At 65.0% G+C, this 20,596-nt stretch carries 20 protein-coding genes, 1 rRNA gene and 1 pseudogene; 9 read left to right on the forward strand and 13 right to left on the reverse strand.

The window, feature by feature from the left end:
• Positions 1-118 precede the first annotated feature (118 nt).
• The 3 genes from rrf to ASG92_RS13205 all read left to right on the forward strand — a co-directional run bounded on the left by rrf (position 119) and on the right by ASG92_RS13205 (position 3,486).
• Positions 119-236 (forward strand): 5S ribosomal RNA (rrf, locus tag ASG92_RS13195).
• A gap of 786 nt (positions 237-1,022) precedes the next feature.
• Positions 1,023-2,519 (forward strand): alkaline phosphatase family protein, encoded by a 1,497-nt coding sequence (locus ASG92_RS13200; protein WP_056629044.1) that lies wholly within the window; start codon positions 1,023-1,025, stop codon positions 2,517-2,519.
• A gap of 112 nt (positions 2,520-2,631) precedes the next feature.
• Positions 2,632-3,486 carry an SDR family NAD(P)-dependent oxidoreductase gene (locus ASG92_RS13205; protein ID WP_056629049.1) on the forward strand — a complete coding sequence of 285 codons (855 nt, stop codon included), beginning with the start codon at positions 2,632-2,634 and terminating at the stop codon, positions 3,484-3,486.
• A gap of 57 nt (positions 3,487-3,543) precedes the next feature.
• On the opposite strand, the gene ASG92_RS13210 is transcribed toward ASG92_RS13205, so the two are convergent.
• The 5 genes from ASG92_RS13210 to ASG92_RS13230 form a co-directional block, all read right to left on the reverse strand.
• On the reverse strand, positions 3,544-5,694 hold the full coding sequence (locus tag ASG92_RS13210; RefSeq protein ID WP_056629052.1) for an EAL domain-containing protein: 2,151 nt from the start codon (positions 5,692-5,694) through the stop codon (positions 3,544-3,546).
• 153 nt (positions 5,695-5,847) lie between these two features.
• Positions 5,848-7,191: a UDP-glucose/GDP-mannose dehydrogenase family protein gene (locus ASG92_RS13215; RefSeq protein WP_240987130.1), complete on the reverse strand. Its 1,344-nt coding sequence runs from the start codon at positions 7,189-7,191 to the stop codon at positions 5,848-5,850.
• Positions 7,192-7,251: 60 nt separating this feature from the next.
• The gene (locus ASG92_RS13220; protein WP_240987128.1) at positions 7,252-8,547 is read right to left on the reverse strand and encodes a glycosyltransferase family 1 protein; all 1,296 of its coding nucleotides are present in this window, start codon (positions 8,545-8,547) and stop codon (positions 7,252-7,254) included.
• A gap of 204 nt (positions 8,548-8,751) precedes the next feature.
• A complete protein-coding gene (locus ASG92_RS13225; protein WP_157372217.1) occupies positions 8,752-9,000 on the reverse strand; it encodes a hypothetical protein in 249 nt (82 codons plus the stop codon).
• A complete protein-coding gene (locus ASG92_RS13230) occupies positions 8,993-10,429 on the reverse strand; it encodes a flotillin family protein (RefSeq protein WP_056629055.1) in 1,437 nt (478 codons plus the stop codon). The genes ASG92_RS13225 and ASG92_RS13230 overlap by 8 nt, the downstream gene beginning before the upstream one ends.
• A gap of 309 nt (positions 10,430-10,738) precedes the next feature.
• Here ASG92_RS13230 and ASG92_RS13235 point away from each other — a divergent pair, with 309 nt between their 5' ends.
• A complete protein-coding gene (locus ASG92_RS13235; protein ID WP_056629057.1) occupies positions 10,739-11,287 on the forward strand; it encodes a DinB family protein in 549 nt (182 codons plus the stop codon).
• A 70-nt stretch (positions 11,288-11,357) separates the two neighbouring features.
• Here ASG92_RS13235 and ASG92_RS13240 read toward each other — a convergent pair whose 3' ends face one another.
• From ASG92_RS13240 to ASG92_RS13250, 3 genes are read right to left on the reverse strand one after another with little or no spacing between them, the layout of a single operon-like run.
• The gene (locus tag ASG92_RS13240) at positions 11,358-11,954 is read right to left on the reverse strand and encodes a DUF3618 domain-containing protein (protein ID WP_056629060.1); all 597 of its coding nucleotides are present in this window, start codon (positions 11,952-11,954) and stop codon (positions 11,358-11,360) included.
• Positions 11,951-12,373, reverse strand: coding sequence for a phage holin family protein (locus ASG92_RS13245; protein ID WP_056629063.1), 423 nt, complete (start codon positions 12,371-12,373; stop codon positions 11,951-11,953). Before ASG92_RS13245 ends, ASG92_RS13240 begins: the two co-directional genes overlap by 4 nt.
• A complete protein-coding gene (locus ASG92_RS13250; RefSeq protein ID WP_056629066.1) occupies positions 12,370-13,293 on the reverse strand; it encodes a hypothetical protein in 924 nt (307 codons plus the stop codon). The genes ASG92_RS13245 and ASG92_RS13250 overlap by 4 nt, the downstream gene beginning before the upstream one ends.
• A gap of 323 nt (positions 13,294-13,616) precedes the next feature.
• Between ASG92_RS13250 and ASG92_RS13255 the strand changes: the two genes are divergently transcribed.
• On the forward strand, positions 13,617-14,249 hold the full coding sequence (locus ASG92_RS13255) for a MarR family transcriptional regulator (protein WP_056629068.1): 633 nt from the start codon (positions 13,617-13,619) through the stop codon (positions 14,247-14,249).
• Between the two features lie 115 nt (positions 14,250-14,364).
• Here the strand turns inward: ASG92_RS13255 and ASG92_RS13260 are convergent, their stop codons facing one another.
• Positions 14,365-14,577 carry a hypothetical protein gene (locus tag ASG92_RS13260; protein WP_056629071.1) on the reverse strand — a complete coding sequence of 71 codons (213 nt, stop codon included), beginning with the start codon at positions 14,575-14,577 and terminating at the stop codon, positions 14,365-14,367.
• Positions 14,578-14,663: 86 nt separating this feature from the next.
• The gene (locus ASG92_RS13265; RefSeq protein WP_056629073.1) at positions 14,664-15,557 is read right to left on the reverse strand and encodes a hypothetical protein; all 894 of its coding nucleotides are present in this window, start codon (positions 15,555-15,557) and stop codon (positions 14,664-14,666) included.
• 175 nt (positions 15,558-15,732) lie between these two features.
• Between ASG92_RS13265 and ASG92_RS13270 the strand changes: the two genes are divergently transcribed.
• On the forward strand, positions 15,733-15,912 hold the full coding sequence (locus tag ASG92_RS13270; protein ID WP_056629077.1) for a hypothetical protein: 180 nt from the start codon (positions 15,733-15,735) through the stop codon (positions 15,910-15,912).
• Positions 15,913-15,974: 62 nt separating this feature from the next.
• Here ASG92_RS13270 and ASG92_RS13275 read toward each other — a convergent pair.
• Positions 15,975-16,430, reverse strand: a pseudogene (locus tag ASG92_RS13275) (aldehyde dehydrogenase family protein); the annotation flags it as partial.
• Between the two features lie 217 nt (positions 16,431-16,647).
• Positions 16,648-17,109 (reverse strand): DUF4383 domain-containing protein, encoded by a 462-nt coding sequence (locus ASG92_RS13280; protein ID WP_056629082.1) that lies wholly within the window; start codon positions 17,107-17,109, stop codon positions 16,648-16,650.
• 176 nt (positions 17,110-17,285) lie between these two features.
• Here ASG92_RS13280 and ASG92_RS13285 point away from each other — a divergent pair, with 176 nt between their 5' ends.
• The gene (locus ASG92_RS13285) at positions 17,286-18,605 is read left to right on the forward strand and encodes a DUF6350 family protein (RefSeq protein ID WP_056629085.1); all 1,320 of its coding nucleotides are present in this window, start codon (positions 17,286-17,288) and stop codon (positions 18,603-18,605) included.
• A gap of 40 nt (positions 18,606-18,645) precedes the next feature.
• On the opposite strand, the gene ASG92_RS13290 is transcribed toward ASG92_RS13285, so the two are convergent.
• Positions 18,646-19,080, reverse strand: a complete 435-nt coding sequence (locus tag ASG92_RS13290) for a hypothetical protein (protein WP_056629103.1) — start codon at positions 19,078-19,080, stop codon at positions 18,646-18,648.
• 39 nt (positions 19,081-19,119) lie between these two features.
• Here ASG92_RS13290 and purN point away from each other — a divergent pair, with 39 nt between their 5' ends.
• A complete protein-coding gene (purN, locus tag ASG92_RS13295; protein WP_056629106.1) occupies positions 19,120-19,695 on the forward strand; it encodes a phosphoribosylglycinamide formyltransferase in 576 nt (191 codons plus the stop codon).
• A 120-nt stretch (positions 19,696-19,815) separates the two neighbouring features.
• Positions 19,816-20,529, forward strand: coding sequence for a hypothetical protein (locus ASG92_RS13300; RefSeq protein WP_056629109.1), 714 nt, complete (start codon positions 19,816-19,818; stop codon positions 20,527-20,529).
• Positions 20,530-20,596: the final 67 nt, after the last annotated feature.

Genomic DNA, 20,596 nt, shown 5'->3' on the forward strand with positions numbered 1-20,596 from the left:
CTTGCGTCCACTATGTGGTTCCCAACCAACAAACCCGTTGCTTGAGAACCGACAACTGAATAACAACACCACAGTTGTAACACCAGATTTCCCACCCCCAGGGGTGCGGACACAGGGTTACGGCGGTCATAGCGTGGGGGAAACGCCCGGTCCCATTCCGAACCCGGAAGCTAAGACCCACAGCGCCGATGGTACTGCACCCGGGAGGGTGTGGGGAGAGTAGGTCACCGCCGGACAACCATTAAACGGTCGAGAGCCCCAACCACACGGTTGGGGCTCTCCCGCATTTAACCACCCACACACACGCTCTCTCACCACCCGCACCCTTTCCGCGGGACGCTCTCTCAGTTCCTGTCGCCCGGAACGGGACGCTCCACCACCTGTCGTGTAGGAAGGGACGCTCTCTCACTTCCTGTCGCGTGGGACGGGACGCTCTCTCACTTCCTGTCGCGTGGGACGGGACGCTCTCTCACTTCCCGCAGCTTTCCGGGCATCGCTCTTTCACCACACCCAATGCCGGCCGGGAACCCCAGGCCTACGACGCCGCCGTCATTCGCCCAGAAACTGAGAGAGCGTGCGTGATTGTCCGGCAGAAAGTGAGAGAGCGTGCGTGATTGTCCGGCAGAAAGTGAGAGAGCGTCGCCGTGGGAAGGGCAGGAAGTGAGAGAGCGTCGCCGTGGGAAGGGCAGGAAGTGAGAGAGCGTCCGTGACTTACCCACAGGAAGTGAGAGAGCGTCCGTTATAGTCGGTCGAGAGCACCAACCACAGGTCGGGGCTCTCCCGCATTTAAACGTTTATCCATTCTTGGCGGTTAAACGTTTATCCAAATGCAGCGTCCATTTCTTCCAGGGAAATCGGATATTCCGTGCGACGCATATGCCGTGATCAGGTGCCAGTTTGCAGTCATTTGATAACGAGCTTCCAAATCTTTTGCGACAAACTCTGGACTTTTTTTATCTGCATATTGCTAAGGTGTACAGACGCATCGATGACGCTGCGTGCATCGGCATTAGGAGTCCCCGATGAGCATCGAAACAGACTTCCCTGCGGCCAAGAAGATCCCCCGTAGGAAGCCGCTCAATATCGGGTTTCCGCGCGCCAAGTGGATCTCAGTGGCTACAACTTTCCTACTGATTTCCACAATTTCCATTATCGGAGGCCCCGCAGAGGCGGCTACCGTGACGATCTCCCCTTCTGCAGACGCAGTGGTGAAACGGGATACTCCGACCACCAACTACGGCACGGCCACCGGCTTGAAAGCCGACAATTCACCCGTGGAGATGGCGTTCCTGAAATTCACCGTAAGCGGCACCGGGAGCACTGTCACCGCGGCAAAACTCAGGTTGTTCGTTGCTGACCCGTCCAATCTCGGTGGCCAGTTCCGGCAGGTATTGGACAACTCTTGGACCGAAAGCACTGTGAACTTTAACAACGCGCCGGTGGCCGAAGCCACTGTGATCGCATCGGTGGGCGCCGCAACCCTGAATACTTTTGTGGAAGTGGATGTATTCAGCGTCGTCAAGGGTGACGGGACCTACTCGTTCCGGATCAGCAACACGTCCTCCGACGGAGTGATCTACAGCTCGAAGGAGACAGCAGACGCCACCCGCCGGCCGCAGCTGATACTGACAACGGGGGATGCGCCACCACCCCCTCCTCCGCCTCCACCGCCGCCTCCACCACCGCCGGCTCCGAACCCCTGTGGCAAGACCGCCACAAGACCCGCGACTTACGAGCATGTCATCTGGCTGATCTTTGAGAACAAGACCTACTCCCAGGTCATTGGGAGCACCAACGCTCCATATATGACCCAGACGGCCAAACAGTGTGCGTCAATTTCCACTTGGAGGGATGCGGGGCTCGGATTACCTTCGCTTCCCAGCTATCTGGCCTTGACCTCCGGCAGTACCCAAGGAGTCACCAGCGATTCGAGTCCCAGTAACCTGCCCCCCATCACCGCGGACAACATATTCCGACAGGTGAGGACCAGGGGCATGACCTACAGGAGCTACCAGGAGGACATGCCGTCCAACTGCCGGTTGAGCTCCTCTGGCCTTTACATGGTCCGGCACAACCCCGAGGTGTATTACCAGGGCCCGGGCGACCGGACCGCGTGTGCCACCAACAATATCCCGCTGGGCACGCCGACTACCGGAAACCTCGCCACCGACCTGGCCAACAACACCCTGCCCAATTTCTCTTTGATCACCCCGAATGTCTGCAACGACATGCATGACTGCAGCATCGCAACGGGTGACACGTGGCTATCCCAGTGGCTTCCGGTCATCCTGAACAGCCAGAGCTACCAGGCAGGACGAACGGCCGTAGTCGTTCTTTTCGATGAAGATACGCCCATTCCCAACTTTTTCGTGTCACCGTCGGTTGTCCCCGGCACTGTGGCGCAGGGTTCCTACAGTCACTACTCACTGCTGCGGACCACCGAAGAGATGCTCGGAATCAGCCCCTTCCTGCTCAACGCAGACAGCGCCTCTAGTATGCGTCAGGCCCTGAATCTTTAGTCATCTGGATCCAACTCAATAACGCACCAACGTCATCCGGCAGGGGAACATATCGCGGCCGGATGTCGTTGTCTGAGCGGAGCCAGTTCCGACGACACTCAAAGGACACTTCATGCCCCAGCGCACCATCGTCATCACCGGAGCCAGCGACGGCATCGGCGAAGCAGCCGCGCGGAGCCTGGCGCAGGCAGGCGAGCGGATCGTCGTCGTCGGACGTTCCCCCGAGAAAACTGAAGCGGTGGCCGCGGAACTGGGTGCCGACTACTTCGTCAGTGATTTCGCCGAGCTGGCGCAGGTGCGTGGCGTGGCCGCGGCGCTGAAGGAAAAGTATCCGCGGATTGACGTCCTGGTGAATAACGCCGGCGGCATCATGGGCCGGCACGAGCTCACCGCGGACGGCTACGAGAAGACTTTCCAGATCAACCACCTGGCACCGTTCCTGCTCACCACCGAGCTCATGGATGTCCTCACGGCCAGCCGCGCCACGATCATCAACACCGCCAGCGCGGCCAACGGGTTCTGGAGGCTGGAACTGGACGACCTCAATTCGGCCCGTAATTACTCGACCAACCGTGCCTACGGAACTGCCAAGTTGGCGAACATCCTGTTCACCTCGGAGCTGCAGAACCGCTTCGGCGGCGCGGGAATTGCGACGGCGGCCTTCCACCCTGGCGTTGTAGCCACGAACTTCGCAGCCGAGTCAACCAGCTGGATGCGGCATGCCTACAAGACGATCATCAACCGCTTCCTGCTGACCCCGGAGCAGGGCGCTGACACCCTTGTGTGGCTCGCGACGTCGACACCGGGACAGGACTGGGTGCCCGGGGCCTACTATGCGAAGCGGGCCCTGGCCAAGGCCAACAAGCAGGCCTACGACGCCGATCTCGCGCGGGAACTGTGGGACCGGAGCGTGGAGATGGTGACGGCCAGCGAGCCAGCGGAAAGGCCTGAACTGGACAACGCGTGACGCCGAGCGGGCCTGTCGAGATCCGAGGGTTTTGACAGGCTCAACCCGCGGCGCGTGTCACCGCTTCAGCCGCAGCCCCTCCAGCGCGTCCACTGCGTCTGCCGAACGCAGGATGGCCAGCTCCAGTCCGGACTCGGGTTCCGGATGGGAGAACAGGTAACCCTGCAGCGAATCGCACTCCAGATCCGTCAGATAGGCGGCTTGTTCGGCCGTCTCGACGCCCTCCGCCGTGACCCGCAGGCCCAGGCTGTGGGCCATATTGATCATGGAGCTGAGGATGGGCAGCTTCTCCGCCCCCGTGCGGACCATCGAGACAAAGGACTTGTCGATCTTCACCGCGTCCACGGGCAGGTCCTGAAGCCGGCCGAGCGAGGAATAGCCCGTGCCGAAATCGTCCAAGGCAACCCGCACCCCGGCATTGCGCAGGCTTCCGAGCTGCCGGATCACGTGCGCGTCCGGGTCGAGGAACACACTCTCGGTCACCTCGAGCACGAGCTGCCGGGGATCCATCCGGCAGGACTCCGCCAGGCACAGCACGGCGTCGGCGAAATCGGGCTCCCTCAACTGCACGCCGGACACGTTCACCGCGAGCGACCGCTCAAGGTCGCCGGCGAGCCACGGACGCAGCTGGATGAAACTCTCCCGCATCATATGCATGCCGATCGTCGAGATCAGTCCGCTGCGCTCCGCCGTCGGAATAAACTGCGACGGCGGGACCCGCTCGCCGCCGCGGTCCCACCGCGCCAGCGCCTCGAACTGCGTCACCTCACCCAGCCGCGGCGAAACGATCGGCTGGAAATTGACGGTGATCTCGCCGTCGTCCACGGCGAGCCTGAGGCCCGCTTCCATGTCCGTCCGCTGCACCAGGGCGGTCATCATTTCGGGCTGGAAACGCATGAAACGGTTCTTGCCGGCGGCCTTCGCCGCGTACATCGCCACGTCCGCCCGGCGGAGCAGTTCCGACGCCGCCACGGCATCCTCGTTCATGGAGGCGAGCCCCAGGCTCAGGCTGGGCCGCAGCATGGATCCCTCGATCCACACCGGCACGTTCAGGGATTCCACGATGCGTTCAGCCACGGTTTCCGCATCGTCGGACCCCGTCAGGAGCACCACGAACTCGTCTCCGCCGAGCCGGGCCACAGTATCGTTGGGCCGGACGCAGGCCCGGAGGCGGCGGGCCACCTCCACCAGCATCTGGTCCCCGGCATGGTGGCCCAGGATGTCGTTGACCTCCTTGAAATCGTCCAGGTCCAGGAGGAGGACGTCGACGGCGGCGCTGCGGTCGCCGCGCAGCGCTTCCGTCAGCTGGTCGTGGAACAGCTTGCGGTTGGCCAGCCCGGTGAGCGGGTCCTGGAACGCCATGGCCTTCAGTTGCGCGGCCTGCTCGGCAAGTTCAGCCAGCGCCTGTTTGGCCTGTTCCTGGGCGCGGCGCCGCGGCGTGACGTCGCGGAAGCTCCAGACCCTGCCGACCACTGTGTCGTCCACCTTCTGCGGCCTCGAGTAGCGCTCGAAGGTGCGGCCGTCGAGGAAATCCAGAACGTCATGGCTTTCCGCAGTTGGATCCGCGTAAAGTTCCTGGACCTTTTCCAGGAAGCTTTCCGGTTCCGCGAGCTGCCCCAGCACGTAGCCCATGAGGGCGGCGTCGTCGTGGGTCTCCAGGAGTTCTTGGGGGATACCCCACATGGTGGTGAACTGATCGTTGAGCCCGGCGATCTTTCCGTCGCTGCTGACCACCAGGATGCCGTCCGCCGTCGACTCCAGTGTGGCGCTGAGCAGCGACATTGCCTCGCGGAGCCCGGCGTCTGCCTCCTGCCGGTGGAACGTCGCGCGGACCGACGCGACCAGGGACGTGCCATGGTCAGTGTGCAGGAGAGAACAGGCCACCTCGCCCGGGAACTCGGTGCCGTCGCTGCGCAGGCCGTAGGATTCGAACGGAGTCGGGGCCGGGACGCCGGACTCCTGGCTGTGGCGAAGGCTGGCGAAGAGTTGCTCGAAGCCGCTGCGGTAACCCTCGGCGAGGATGATGCAGTGATCCTGACCCATCAGCTGTTGCCGGTCGTACCCGAACAGCAGTTCCGCGGCGGCGTTGACCTGAGTGATGACACCGGCGTCGCTGATCACCAGCACAGCGTCCGGCAGCGCGTCGAAGAGTGATCCGCACTCGATGCCCGATTCCAACTGCTGCCCGGAGCGTGAAGGAACGGCCATTATGCGACCACCAACTGAGACCAGTAAATATTCATTGCACGTCCCCCCTCTGGAAATCATAGAGGTTAGGTACCGCCGGATTCGACCCCTGGGTTACGACAGGCTGAATTAGGTGGAACGTGGTTTCGGCCGGCTCCGCCAGCGGGGCAGGCGCTACCGGCGGGCTGTCGTGGTTTCGACAGGCTCAACCAGCGGGGGCTCAACCCGCAGGGGCTCAGCCTGCGGATTCGTCCCGAGCCCGCGGATGGTCCAGCCTTCCGCCCGCCATGCCGAAGCGTCCAGCACGTTCCGCGCGTCCAGCACCGTCCGCCGTCGTACCAGCTGTCCGACGGCGGCCGGCGACAGATCGCGGTACTCGTCCCATTCGGTGAGCAGCAGGACCAGTTCGGCGCCTTCCAGGGCCCGCCGAGTAGAGGCCTCGAAGCGCAGCTGCGGGTAGCGCATCCACGCGTGGTTGATGGCCTTCGGATCCGTCACCGTCACGTGCGCGCCCGCAGCGGCGAGCTGCATGGCGACGTCCAGGGCGGGCGAGTCGCGGATGTCGTCCGTGTCCGGTTTGAAGGCGGCGCCCAGCACGGTCACGGTCCGGCCGGCCAGGTAACCGCCGCACAGCTCACGGGCTATCCCCACGGTGCGGGCCCGCTGGCCGAGGTTGATCCCGTCCACCACGCCCATCCAGTCCTCCACGGACCGGACGTCCAGCGCCTGCGCCTGCGTCCGGAAGCTGCGGATGTCCTTGGGCAGGCAGCCGCCGCCGAAGCCCAGCCCGGCATGCAGGTACCGGCTGCCGATGCGCGGATCCATGCCCATCGCCTCGCTCAGCACGGTGACGTCCGCGCCGGCGGCGTCGCACAGTTCCGACATCGCGTTGATGAAGCTGACCTTCGTGGCCAGGTACGCGTTCGACGCCGACTTGATCAGTTCCGCCGTGGCGAAATTGCACACCAGCCGCGGAATGCCTGCGCACAGCAGGGGCTCGTAGACCGCGTCGAGCACCGCCGTCACGCCCCGCGCCACGCCGCTCCCGCGCTCGAAGGCGGCGTCCCTGCCGCCCCGAACTCCGTACACCAGCCGGTCCGGCACCAGCGTGTCCTTCACCGCGGTGCCCTGCCGCAGGAACTCCGGGTTCCAGCCCAGCAGCACGTCCGGACGGGCGGCCAGGATCCCGCGGAGCATGTCCACCGTGCCTACCGGCACCGTTGATTTGCCGACGACGGCGGACCCCCGGCCCAGGTGCGGAAGGAGACTTTCGGTGGCGGAGACCAGATAGCTGAGGTCGGCGCAGTCGGACGTCTTGGACTGCGGCGTGCCCACGCACAGGAAATGGATCTGGGCGCCTGCGGCGTCGGCAAAGTCCGTGGAGAAGGTGAGGCGGCCGGTGGCCCGGCCATCCCGGAGGAGCTCGTCCAGGCCCGGTTCGAAGAACGGGGCGAACCCGCGGGCCAGGTGGTCAACCTTGGCGGGATCGACGTCGATCCCCGCCACCGTGTGGCCCATGGAGGCGAGCGTGGCCGCATGCACGGCGCCGAGGTAGCCGCAGCCGATCACGGAAATCTTTCATAGGGGGACTCCTTCAGGGGTTCGGGCTCGGATTGCGCGGGCGGCCTCGGTTTCGACAGGCTCAACCAGCGGGTTTGGGGTGGGGCCTTGATCTCGACAAGCACGATCAGCGGTGGTTTCGACAGGCTCAACCGGCGGGTTTGCGGTGGTTTCGACAGGCTCAACCGGCGGGTTTGCGGTGGTTCCCGCGATCACGGCCTTGTAGTGCCGGACCAGTTCCGCGCTCAGGGCCGGCCACGTCCGGCCCTGGACCGAAGCGTGGGCTGCCGCGCCGAACGCCCGGCGCTTGGCGTCGTCGCCCATCAGGTCCATGACGTGCCGGCGCAGGCCGGCCAGGTCACCGGGCTCGTACAGCCACCCGGTGCGGGAATTCTCCACGAGATCCAGCGGGCCACCGCGGCCCGTGGCCACCACCGGCACACCCGATGCCATGGCCTCCTGGATGGTTTGGCAGAAGGTCTCGAACTCGCCCGGATGCACGAAGAGGTCGAAGGTGGCCACGGCCCGGGCCAGCTCCTCGCCGCCGAGGAACCCGGCAAACACCGCATTGGGAAGGGCTTCCTCCAGCGCAGCCCGCTGCGGCCCGTCGCCCACGATCACCAGCCGCGTGCCGGGAACATCGGCGAGTACGGCCAGGTCCTCAACCTGCTTTTCGATCGCGAGCCGGCCCACATAGCCGATGATCCGCTCGCCGCCGGGCGCCACGGTAGCCCGCCAGCCGTCGTCGCGCTTTTCCGGCGCAAAACGCGCGGTGTCCACACCGCGCCGCCACATGTCCACCCGCAGAATCCCGCGGCCGCGCAACTGGTTCAGCGCGAAAGTGGACGGCACCAGCGTCCGGGAGGCCAGCAGATGGATGTTCTCCACCCGGTTCCAGGCCCAGTTCTCCAGGAACGGCACCCCGTACCGTGCCGCGTAGCTGGGAACCTCGGTCTGGTAGATGGCCACGGTGGGGATGCCCAGCTGATGCGCCGCCTGCGCCGCCCGCCAGCCGAGCACGAACGGCGACGCAAGGTGGACCACGTCCGGTGCGTAATCGGCAAGGATTCGCTTGACCCGGTACACACCGCCCAACGCCACCCGCACGTTCGTGTACCCGGCCAGCGGCACGGAGGGGAGCCGGTGCACAAAGGCCCCGTGCACGACGTCCAGAACATCGGTGTCCGACGTCGACGGCGCAATCACCAGCACCTCATCGCCCCGTTCCTGCAGATGCTCCAGCACCCGCAGGATGGAGTGCGTAACCCCGTTCATCAGCGGCAGGAATGATTCGGCAACGATTGCGATCCTCACACCTCCACGGTGTGCCCGGCGTCTGACCCTGCGGGGGAGCGGGCGTTACCGGGAGGGGAAGGTTGGGTTAACACGAAGACGGCCGGTTTCGACAGGCTCAACCGGCGGTGTCGGTTCGCGGGGTTTCGGCGGGCTCAACCGGCGATGTCGGTTCGCGGGTTCGACAGGCTCAACCAGCGGTATCGGTTCGCGGGTTCGGCGGGCTCAGTCGGCGTTGTCCGGCCGGAGGACGTCCGGCAGTTCATCCACGTAGACGGTCTGGGGCGGTTCGAAGTAGATCACCAGCACTTTCTCCCCGACCGGGAAGACGCTGACTTTGTCGAACGGGTGGGCATGGAAGGCGCTGGTTCCACCCCGGTACGGAAGCATAACCTCGCCGATGGTTCCCGGCCCGATCAATCCGGTGACCCTGCCGATTTTTCCGGTCAGGCTCCGGTCCACATTCCTATGCACCGGGAGTCTTCGGAGGCCGTTTGGCCGGATCCTGCCCGTTCTTGAGCGCGGACGATATGCGGGGCAGGAAGGTGCCGGCCTGGGAGAGGATTCCGCCGATCATGCCGTTGAGGCCCTCGGCGCCGTTCAGGACAGTTAGCTGGTCCACATGGCCGAACGGCTCCGCGGCTGCCGCCACGATGGCCGGCATGTTCTCCGCCAGCTGCTGGGCGATGACGGCATCCTGGTTGCTTTCAAGTGCTTCGCCGCGGGCCTTGATGCCATCGGCCTCCGCCAGTGCCTTGGCCTTGATCGCGGACGCGGCGGCATCACCGCGTGCCTTCGTCGCGGCTGCTTCGGCTTCACCGGTCACGCGGGTGGCGCCGGCGATGGCTGCCGCGGCAGTGGCGTTGGCCTGCGCCTCGACTTCCACCCGCCGGGCGTTGGCCTGGGCTTCGAGCTCGGTGCGCTTGGCCCTCGCCTCGGCGGCGCTGATGTCGGCGGCCTTCTGCGCCTCCGCCTCGGTCCGCTGCGCGTACGCCTTGGCGTCGGCCGGTTTGCGGATGGTGGTCTGGAGTTTTTGCTCCTCACGGTCGGCCTCCAGCTTGGCCACCTCAGTTTCCTGGACCACCACCTGCTGGCGCGCTGTTGCGTCTGCCAGGGGGCCGGCCTGTGCCGCGTTGGCCCGTGCCCGTTCGGCATTGGCCTGCGCCACGGATTGCTTGATGGCCGAGATGCTCTGCGCATCGGCAATCTGCGCCGCGGCCTCGGCTTCCTTCTCGGCCGCTTCGCGGTTCCTGGTGGCTTCGGCGATGCGGGCCTCCATCTTGACCTGCGCAATGTGCGGCTTGGCGATGTTTTGGATGTATCCGGTGGGATCCTGCAGGTCCTTGATTTGCAGTGAATCAACCACCAGGCCGAGCTTCTCCATTTCCACGCCGCTTGCGCCGCGGACCTGCGATGCCAGTTTGTCGCGCTCGCGGATAATTTCCTCAACCGTCATGCTGCCAATGATTGACCGCAGGTGGCCCTCGAAGACGTTATAGACCTGGCTTTCCATTTTTGGCTGCTGGCCGAGGAACCTTCTCGCTGCATTGGCGATAAAGGCGGGGGCATCGCCGATTTTGTAAATCACCACGCCGTCCACGATCACCTGGATCCCCTGGGACGTAACACAGGAGACTTTGAGTTCCGTTTCATTCAGTGTCAGGGAGAGGGCCCTGACCGTCTGCAGCCCGGGGACCACCAAGGCGCCCTTGCCCGTGACGATCTTGAAGTCCATCCCGTCGGTGTTCTCAAGCGTTCCCCGCGTCAGCCCCGAAATAATGAGTGCTTCGTTTGGTTCAGCCACCTTCCACATGAGCTTTACTGCCAGCCAGACAACTGCAATGCCCCCGAGCACCGCCGCAATAGTGGCAATCAGGGGGAGGAAGAGTGCCAGGTTCTCCATGGCCGTGTCCTTTCAAAGCAATCAAAAAGGCCTTACGGGAGACCCCCCAAAGACGGAAGCTGAATCCTGCTTTATAGGGTGCGGGAAGAGCTACGCTGGTGAACCTCAAGCTGCGGGGATTGCCAGCTGTAATAGACAGTTTGGGCAGGTCAGCGGGCAGAAGTCCAGCAATTCAGCCATCCTGAACCGGGGCATGTACCCGGCAGTAGCCAGCGGCCAAGCCGGCCCCAGCGGGACCACTTCCCTGTCATCGGCTGGAACCTGATACTGAGGGGGCGGCGCTGATGGCGCGGCGCAGAAGGGGCAAGCATGGCAACGGACCGGAGCGGCATAGTGGAGGACTATCTGCGCGCCTGCACCCAGCTGAGGGCCACCCTGGACCGGGCCCGGGACGAGGAACTCCGCCAAGTCAGCGCGGGGACCCGCTGGACCAACGAGGAGCTTCTCTTTCACATGGTGTTCGGCTACATGGTCGTCCTGGCGCTCTTGCCGCTGGTAAAAATCTTCGGACGCCTGCCGCCGGCGGTGGGACGAGGATTCGCCCGGTTCCTGAATGCAGGCACCCCGCCGTTCGACGTCGTGAACTACTGGGGTTCGCGCGCCGCTGCACGGTTCTTCAACCGGCGCCGCATGGCCGGCAAACTGGAACGGGTCACGGCGTCGCTCGCCCGGAGCCTCGCCCGGGAGACTGAGCAGTCCTTGGCGCGGAAGATGGCCTTCCCCACGCGCTGGGATCCGTTCTTTGCCCCGGTGATGACACTTGCGGACGTTTACGCCTATCCGACCCTGCACTTCGACTTTCACGCGAAGCAGCTCAGCCTGCCTCCCGGTGAGGACGCAAGCGCCGGGGATTGGTAGGCAGGCCCGTGGCGCGGGCGCGAAAACGGCCGCCCTGCCCGGAGGCGAGGCGGCCGTCGTCGTCAATGACTCAGGTGTTCTGGACGTGGTCCCTGGCGTCCGTGGCGCTGTCCTTGACGTCGGAGACGGCCGACTGGCCTTCTCCCTTGACGTGCTCGGCAGCGTCGGTGGCCGTGGCTTTGACGTTTTCCATGGCGTCCTGAGCAGGTTCCTTGAGGCCCTGGGCGACGTCCTTGGCGGCCTCGGTCAGTTGCGTGGTGACCGGTTCGGCCGCGGTCTTCAGGGCGTCGGCGGCCTCCCGCTCCTTCTGGCTCGGCGGAATCAGCGACGACACGAGAAGCCCGGCGCCGAAGGCGATCAGTCCGGCGGCGAGCGGGTTGCCCTGCGTTTTCACAGCTGCCTTGTGCGGCGCATCGCCGATCGCTGAGCCGGCGTCGCTAAAGGTTGATCCGGCAGAACCTGTGGCCGAGTGGACGTTGCCTGAAGCGTGGTCCGCTGCTCCCATGACTTTCTCCTTCACTCCGAAGACGGCGTCCTTAACCTTGTCAGTTTGCCGGTGGACGATGTTGGACGGCGTCACTTTGTCAGCGACGGCGTCCACATTGGTGCCAAGGCGTACACGGGTTGCTTCGATGTCGGCGCGGATGGCGTCCGGGTTTTCACTCATCGGTGGTCTCCATTGGGTTTCAGGGTGGGCGGGATTTCCTGGACGGTCTCAACGGTCTGGGGCATGCCCTTGATGGCCTTGAGTTCCTTGCGTCCGATCGATGCCAGTACCGCGGCAATGATGCCCCAGAGACCTGCCACAACGACGGCGGACCAGCCAAGGCCCATCAGCTCGCCCAGCGCGTACCAGAGTGCGACGGACAGGAACAGGAGCACGAAGTGCCCGGCCACGCCGGCGCCGGCGAGCATGCCGCCGCCCTTGCCGGCCTTGGTTGCGGACTCCTTCGCTTCGGCTTTGGCGAGTTCCACTTCCTGGCGCATCAGGGTGGAGATGTCCCGGGAAACCTCGGAGAGGAGATCACCCAAGGAAGTGGCGTCCGCCCTGGCGTGCGCGGGTGTGGAAGGAATTTCGCTGCTCACAGGTGGCGTCCTTCACCCTCGGCATAGGGGTCATCGTCTCGCAGCGGAACTCCGGAGGCGGAGCTCCCTGGCAGGGTCTGGCCTGAGGCCGGACCGGTGCTGCTGGTCCGCCGCGGCTCGCCGTAAGCCGGTTCGCCATAACCCGGCTTGCCCGGTGCGGGTTCGCCGAAGGGCGGCTCAGCGTAGGCTGGTTCCGCGCTGGCGGGCTCGCCGTAAGCGGGGACGGTGTAGGCAGGCTCTCCGAGTTCAGCGTGGTCATAGAACGGCTCTCCGGCGCCCGCGCCGAGAGTGCCTTCGGCGACCGGCGGCTGGATCGGCTGAGGCGGCACGGAAGTGCCCGTTGCCGAACTGGTGGCCGGGGCTCCGGCCTGCAGGCTCCTGCCCAACCGGCCGGCCAGGACGCCCGCGCCGGCAGCGATGAGCAGGAATGCACCGGGACGCTGGCGCGCAAAGGACTTAACCTCGTCCAGCAGTGATCCCGGGTCCCGGTTGTCCAGCCAGGATGCAATTGCCTGTGAGCGCTCGGCAGCCTGGCGAACCAGGTCCGATGCGACACCGGGCTGGTCCGAGGCGCTGGCCATGCTGCTCAGTTCGCCGGAGATGTTCCGGAGTCCCTCGGCGACTTTCTGCTGTTGCGTGCCTGCCTGGCTGGTGAGGTCCGATTTCGCCTGGTGCAGAAGATCCCGGGCGTTCGTCTTCACTTCGGAAGCAACGTTCGCTGCCTCCGCCTTGGCCGTCCCTGCCACGTTCTGAGCGGCCCCTGCAGCTTGTCCGGCCACGTTCGCGGCTTCTTCTTTGGCTGTGTCGGTCTTCGAGGCTGACGCCGGGCTCCCGGAGACGCCCGAACCGTAAGCCGTTGAGTTCTGCGTAGCCGGGGGAACCGTGAGGCTCCCGTCCTGCGGCCATTGGTTCTCTGTCATCTTCGCTCTCTTTCCGAAAAGGTCAGCTGCTGTTTCAGGAACCAGCGTTGCTGGCATGCAATAGTAAGCATGATTACTATTAAATAGTAAGCACCCTTTGCATTCTTAGCGAAAAACTGAATGAGGCTTGCCCGGAGGATGGTAAGCATGCTTATGGTGGAGTGAATCGATACCGACGGCGTTGACGGTACCTGTCGCTGACATCGCAGAACTCCGGCGGTCAGGCCGTTCCGGCTTCCGTTTCCTCTGGTGACCCGGGTGCTTCCCGGCGACCAGGGCCGGACTCCCGACCGACTCAGACCTGAGAAAGAAGGATGACACCGATGGTCCCGAACGCCGACACTGAGCCTTGGGGCCCCCATCAGTTGCTGTCCATGGCCGCCCGACTCATCCAGCGCCGCCAGGATCAGGCGCTCGCGGACCTCGGGCTCACCCACGCTGCCGTAATTGCCCTTCAGGGGCTCACCGCGGGGCCGCTCAATCAGGAGCATCTGGCCGCCGACATCAAAGTCCGGAGCCAATCGCTCGGCAGGGTGCTGGCGCGGCTTGAAGGAGCGGGTCTTGTTACCCGCACCTCGAGTTCCCGCGACAGGCGCAGCAATGATGTGGCCATCACGCACGCAGGGCTTGACGCCTTGGCCGCAGCCCGCGAGGTGGAAAAAGATGCCCTGCCCCCAAACCTGGCCGAAGGGGCAGTCCTGAGCCGCGAGTTAGCACGGGTGATTAGCTGTTTTCCCGGTCCGCACAAGGCCCGCGCGGCAGGCAGGGAGAGAGCGGAGACCGCGGCGCCAGCGGGCGCGGCAGAAGCGTCCGCTGACCGGATACCAGGCACGACGGACTTCGACGAGGCCTCAAACGACGGCCACTCAAACGACGAGGCCTCAAACAACGAGGTGGGGGCCGAGAGCCCAGGGCGCCCGGACGGCAGGCGGCCGGAGAGCGGCCGGGAAGTCTAGGTCGACGGATTTCTACGCTGGGCCCGCTCCGCCGCGAGGCAGTGCGGGCACAACGTCTTCGTGTTTCTGTTCTGAATATTCCTGTCTGGGTGTACTTGCGCCGTTGCCTGGTCGCCTAGGACCCGTCGGCCAGGCTGCGCCGGGCCATCGGGTCCGGCCAGTTGCCGATGATTCCTGACATAGGGTCCGGCCAGTTGCCGATGCGGCCGCGCATGGGATCCGGCCAGTTGCCGATGCCCGACCGGGCCGGGGCTGAGTGGCCGCGAACGGCTCCGGATGATTGCAAGGCAGGACGCGGGGCAGCGGGCAGTTGGGTGTGTGTAGACATGACATTTTCTCCTGACTGAACTTTTGAGCCGTACGCCGATGGCGCAGGTGGTCTTTTCTGCTGTGATGAGGGCAGAGTTGACCTGTTCAGTCGGGGGAAGACCCCGGATCGAAGGCGGGGCCGGCAGGAACGGATTGGTTGGCGTCGTGTGTCCGTGCACCGGCGCCGAGGTGCATGCCGCTCCAAGATCCCGCAACGTCGGCGGCCTGGACGCCGGAGCCTACCGAGCCTGAGGACCCCGATCCGGAGTGGCCCTCTGCAAGGGACGCGAGGGGTTCCTGATGCTGCGGGGCATCCGGCAGGCCCATGGGCGCCTGGACAGCCCCGGCAGACTCGGGGCGATGGGGTGTGGTCATGAGAAGCTGCGCCAGCGACCGTCCGGCCGCAACCAGTGGCTGCGCTGCCGTGGCTGGAGCGAGTGAGCTGCCTTCTGATTTGGTGCCTAGGGATGGCGCGGCTTGCGCCTTGTCCGCTGCGGCGGCTTCAGGGGCATTGCCCGGCGCGGTCCCGACGGTGCCCGGCACGCTCGGCACTGATATCACCGGGGGCACCGAGTGGACGGCGCCTTCTACGACGTCGATGACTTTGTCCACTTCGGTCAGCACCGGGGCTGCCGTCTTGGTCACGGTTGTTACGACGACGGCGGCCGCCTCGCCGATGACCGCGTCCGCGGTGTCGGCCTCCGTGCCCACGGCGGCATTGGCCGTGCCCGTCACGGAGTCCGCAGTGACAGGCACGGTCGAGACTGTGGTTGCGACGGGAGCCTTGAGGTTCGGGATGCCCGGGACGACCGGTGCGGCCCGCAGCGGCTTTGCGGCCGGCGACGTGATGAGATCTGAAGCGGCACCGGATGCAATCCCGGCCGGGCCGGCGTCCAACGTCGATGCCTCCGCGGCGGCTGCCCCCCAAATGAACCATGCCAAGGCAAGGATGGCCGGGACCAGAACGGAGCGCACGGCAGCGAGGCAAACGACACGCATGCTGCTGCCCATCCGATACACCCCCCAGAGGCAATGGGAGACCAGAATATGCCTGGCCGCCGGTTCCGTCTAGACAAAAAATGTTCGAACGGCGTTTCGCTTCCTGAATATTGGGCTGGCGACAGCGATCCGCGGGTTCCTCCGCCGTAAAATTAATGCAAGAGGTGTTGGAGGAATGTCCGGTTCGATCGTTGTCGTCCTGATGATTCTGGTAGTGATTGCCGTTGTGGCAATTGCCGCCACGGTGAGGGCAGTCCTGCGCGAGGGACGCGGCCACGTGCCTGCCGAACCGTCGCAGCGCCCATGGACGGCGGGCAATCTGCCAAGCCAGCCGTACTCCTTGATCCGCTTCTAGAACCCTGTTTAGGTGCCGCCTCCACATCCACGCAGGGCTGCGTGATCGCATACGTCACGGCCCTACACGCCGGTGTAGACGGTCTTGCCCCAGGTGAAGAAGTCCAGTGCGGACTTGCCCTGTTCGGTGAGCACGGCGGCCGGGAAGAACAGCGGACGGTCCGTGCCGCCGTCGTGCATTTCGTCCAGAATGGAGGCGCCAGCCAGCAGCGTGGCGCCGCGTTCGACGGCGCAAGGCACCGCTGCCTGGTTCTGCGCGAACTGCTGGCCGCTCACCACCGCCCCCATGCAGCTGCGGGCGTCGAGCCCGTCACCTGCGGAGTAAGCGGCGGCCTCGTCGGTCAGCGCGGCGAGGAATGCCTCGCGGACGCCGGGGGTGACATAGACGCGGGACGTGGCCGTGCAGGCCTGGCCCGTCAGGCGGAACGCTCCGGCGGCCACCACCTGGGCGGCCTTGCGGGGACCGGCGTCGTCGAGGACCAGGACGCCGTTCTTGCCGCCCATCTCCAGCTGGACGCGGGGTCAATGATTTTTCGACATTAAAGTGAAATTCTTTGGCGAATTGCGGATTGGGGTGGTGCCGGGTGGGGCAGTGCGTCCGTGCGTCCCCGGACACAGAGCTGGTGCAGCTGCCCACGAACTTGCGCGGGTCACCTGCACCAACCGGTAGTACGAATATTCAGATTAGATATCTACTCATTCGCGGCTCCTAGATCCCGGCGTTCGCGTTCCGGGTTTATTTCCTGTCCTCGGCCAGATGCCGCGAGAACATCCAGCCGGCGGCAATCATCAGTACACCCACCACCAACAGGGTCCAGCTGTCCGTCATGTTCAGCGACAGGAAATTGGCCGCCGAATCCACTCCGACACTGAGCCCGTAGATGCTGAGGATGATGTACAGCGCACCAGCGCCCATGAGGAACCTGCGCGCACCCATTTCATTGCGGGACATCGCCCAGCCGGTTCCGCCGATAACCAGCTGCACAATGTTGAGCAGGATGGATACCTGGAACAGGCCAAACAACATGGCGTGCGAATCAGGCCCAAGGAACATCAGTTCGCCATACCGTGCGGTGATGCCCGGGATAAACGCCAGTACACCAACCACCAACGCGACAATACCAACACCCATGCCAGCGTTCTGGACATCTGCCCGACCAAAGTGAACGCCGTGCGCATGTGGGGATGCGGTAGTCATTTTCTGCCTCCAACCACTGATTGCGGACAACCTAATTTTACGTCGGTACTCTCGAAAAAGCGCTGGGAGTGGCCGTGATGAGATGTCTTCCCGATTCCCTTACCGTGCCGTCTTTTCAGGGGATTGAGCCTGTCGAAAACGGCCGGGCGAGGCCGCCCATGGCACGATGGAGCACGATGAAACTGCGCGCTGATCAGACCGGAGACCGAGGCCTTCCCATGCCCCTGTGGCTGCAGGGCGGGCTGGAGTCAGCCCAGGCGGCAATCATTTCCGCTCTGGCGGTCATCGCGCCCATCGCGGCGGTGTGGGCAACGTCCGGTTTCCGGGACGCGCACTTCGACGTCTTGGCGCGCCTGGCCGGCCAGACGTGGCTGGTCATCCACGGTGTGCCCCTGTACCTGACCACCGTTGCCGAAGGCGCCGCGGTCCGGCCGGAAACGGGCACCCTCTCACTCATCCCGCTGGGCTTGACACTAATACCGTTCCTGCTGGCCTGGCGTGCCGGCCGGCGCCTCGCCCGTGCCTCTTATACGGACCAGCTGTGGCAGGCGCTGCTGGGTTCCTGGCTCGTCTATGCAGCCTTCGGCATCGCCACCGGCTTCGTCTGCAGGACTGACGAGGTGGATGTGTTCCTGTGGTGGGCAGCCCTGTTGCCCCTGGTCCCGTTTGCCCTGGGCATGGTGATCGGCGCACGGCGCGAGGCCGGATCCTGGAGCCGGCTGATCGGCGTCGACGCCGTGGACTGGATTGCCCGCACCAGCCAGCATTCCCGCTGGGCCGGATCCTACCTGGCCTCCGCCGCGAAGGCGGGGTTCGTGGCCGTCATGGCGGCGCTGGCGATTTCCTCGGCGCTGCTGGCGGTGGACCTCTTCATCCACTGGAACCTCGTGGTGGCGGTTTATGAAGGGCTCGACGCCGGAGCCATGGGAGGCGCCGTCCTCACCATTGCCCAGCTCGGCTTCATCCCCAACCTGGCCGTGTTCGCGCTCGCGTGGGTATCGGGCTCTGGCTTTGCGCTCGGTGCGGGCTCGCAGGTGGGTCCGCTCGGCACGGCCGTTGGGCCGCTGCCCTCCGTTCCGGTGTTTGCCGCCATCCCCGCCGGGCCGCTTGACTTCGGGTTCGTGGCCCTCGTGGTGCCCGTGCTCGCCGGTGTCCTGGCCGGCTGGTGGTTCCTGCGCGAAGGCGAAAACCACTTCGACGAATGGCTGTCCATCAAGGTCCGCACGCGCTGGTTCACGGCCGCCGTATCCACCCTGGTCCTCGGCATCATCATCGGCGCGGCCGCCGGCGTGCTGGCGGGCGTCCTGGCCTGGATCGCGCGGGGGTCGGCCGGAATCGGCCGCCTCACGGACATCGGCCCCGACCCGTTGTGGACGGCAGCCTGGCTGGCGGCGGAAGTGGGCGTCGGCGTCGTCGTCGGATACGCGGCGGGGCCGTGGCTGGAACGCCGGCAGCAGCAGCGGGAAGCTGACCTCGGGGCCGTTCAGGTCAAGTAGCCCGGCGGCCGGGTTGGAGTGCTACCCGGCAGATGGGGGCTTACGGGCGGAACTGGCCGGGCAGCGAGTTCTCCAACTGGACCCGGCAATCGGTGCTGGCCTTGCTGGTCAGGGCATGCCGGGCGCACTGCTGGTAGTCACGGACTTGGCTATAGAACAGTGCCGAGGTCAGCACGATGAGGACCATTATGGCGGACACCATCAGGCCGGAGATTGTGCCGAAGAGCACCAGCCTGGACTCCTTGAGCTTGATGGCGCGGACGAGCACGATGATCCCCAGCACGATCCCTGCCGTTGTCAGGATGGCCGTGAGCCACAAGTAGGCGATGTCGAGCTGGAAGACAAAGAACGAGCCAAGCACCGCCACGATGAACATGCGGAACAGTGAGTGCGTCTTCAGCAGCGACGATTTTACGGCCTCGCTGAGCGGATGCCTGGTCCGCTGGGACCCGTTCGGGCCCGGGGTGGGGTTCATGTTTTCCAGCCTACGCGAGCAGCCGCCTAAGCTGGACCAATGCGCATAGTAGTCCTCGTTTCCGGAACCGGCTCCAACCTCCAGGCGGTCATCGACGCCGTGCAAGCCGGGGAACTGGACGTGGAGATCGCCGCGGTGGGCGCGGACCGGCCGGGAACGTTCGGCGTGGACCGTTCCGCCGCCGCCGGAATCCCCACGTTCGTTGTGGACTTCAAGGCCTATGCAGACCGCGCGCAGTGGAACGCGGCGCTGACCGAAGCGGTGGAGGCGTACCAGCCGGACGTGGTGGTGTCCTCCGGTTTTATGCGGATCGTGAGCCCGGAATTCATTGACGCGTTCGACGGCAAATACCTCAACACCCACCCCGCACTCCTGCCCTCCTTCCCCGGAGCCCACGGCGTCCGCGATGCCATGGCCTACGGCGTGAAGGTCACCGGCTGCACCGTGCACTGGGCCGACGCCGGAGTGGACACCGGGCCCATCATCGCCCAGGAGGCGGTGGCCATCGAGGACGGCGATACCGAGGAGACGCTGCACGAACGGATCAAGGTGGTGGAGCGCCGGCTGCTGGTGTCCACGCTCGCGTCCCTGGCCGCCGCGCACTCTCCGAAGTAGCTCGCATTTAACGTCGTTTTGAGCCCTCAAAACGACCACAACTGCCAGCCAGTTGGGCTCGCTGCGGATTGCCCTGTGGATAACTGCTGAGTCGGGCTCCAGGTTTGCAACGATGGTGCGGTGAAGACCCCTCGACCGCTGCCGGAGCCGTTGGCGTTGGTGCCGTTTACTTGTCAGCAGGCTGTCGACGTCGGAGTCAGCCGACGGCGGCTGCGGCACCGGGCGCTGTACTCGCCCAGCCGGGGCATACGGGCGCCCGGAGCCCTCTCGCCGCGCCCATTCGGCACCAACCTTCCAGACGCGGTCCGGCCCTTCACCCTTGTCACAGAATTTTCAGCCGCTTCACACGCCACGGCCTTCACCTTCTGGTCCTTCCCGGGGTTCCTGCCCGGACAGGGCGATGCCCGGATTCACATATCGCGTCCGGACACTATGGCCATCCCGCGCCGTACCGGGGTGGTGGGCCATGTGGGGCAGTTCTTCGAAGACGAGATAGTCTGCGTCGACGGACTGCTGGTCACCAGCCGTACGCGGACGTGGCTGGAGCGGGCGGGCCTGCCGGAAGCGCAACTCAATGTGCGCACGCAACTGCGGGACGGCGTCGAACGCCAACCTGATCTGGCCTACCCCATATACCGCGTGGCCGTGGAATATGACGGCGAAGGCCACTCTGAGGCCGGGCAGATCGTCAGGGACATCGCCCGCGAAGAGGATTTCAGCCGCGCAGGCTGGCTGCTGGTCAGGATCTCGAAAAGACACATGGAGAACGACGCACGGTTGGCAGTGCCAAAGGTCCGTTCCGCGCTCCGCGACCGCGGCTGGACACCCAACTAGCTCGCAATAGGTGTCGTTTTGAGGCCTCAAAACGACATTAAATGCGAGCTAGTTGGGGAGGGCAGGG

The organism is Arthrobacter sp. Soil736 (genome assembly GCF_001428005.1).
Lineage (GTDB): Bacteria > Actinomycetota > Actinomycetes > Actinomycetales > Micrococcaceae > Arthrobacter.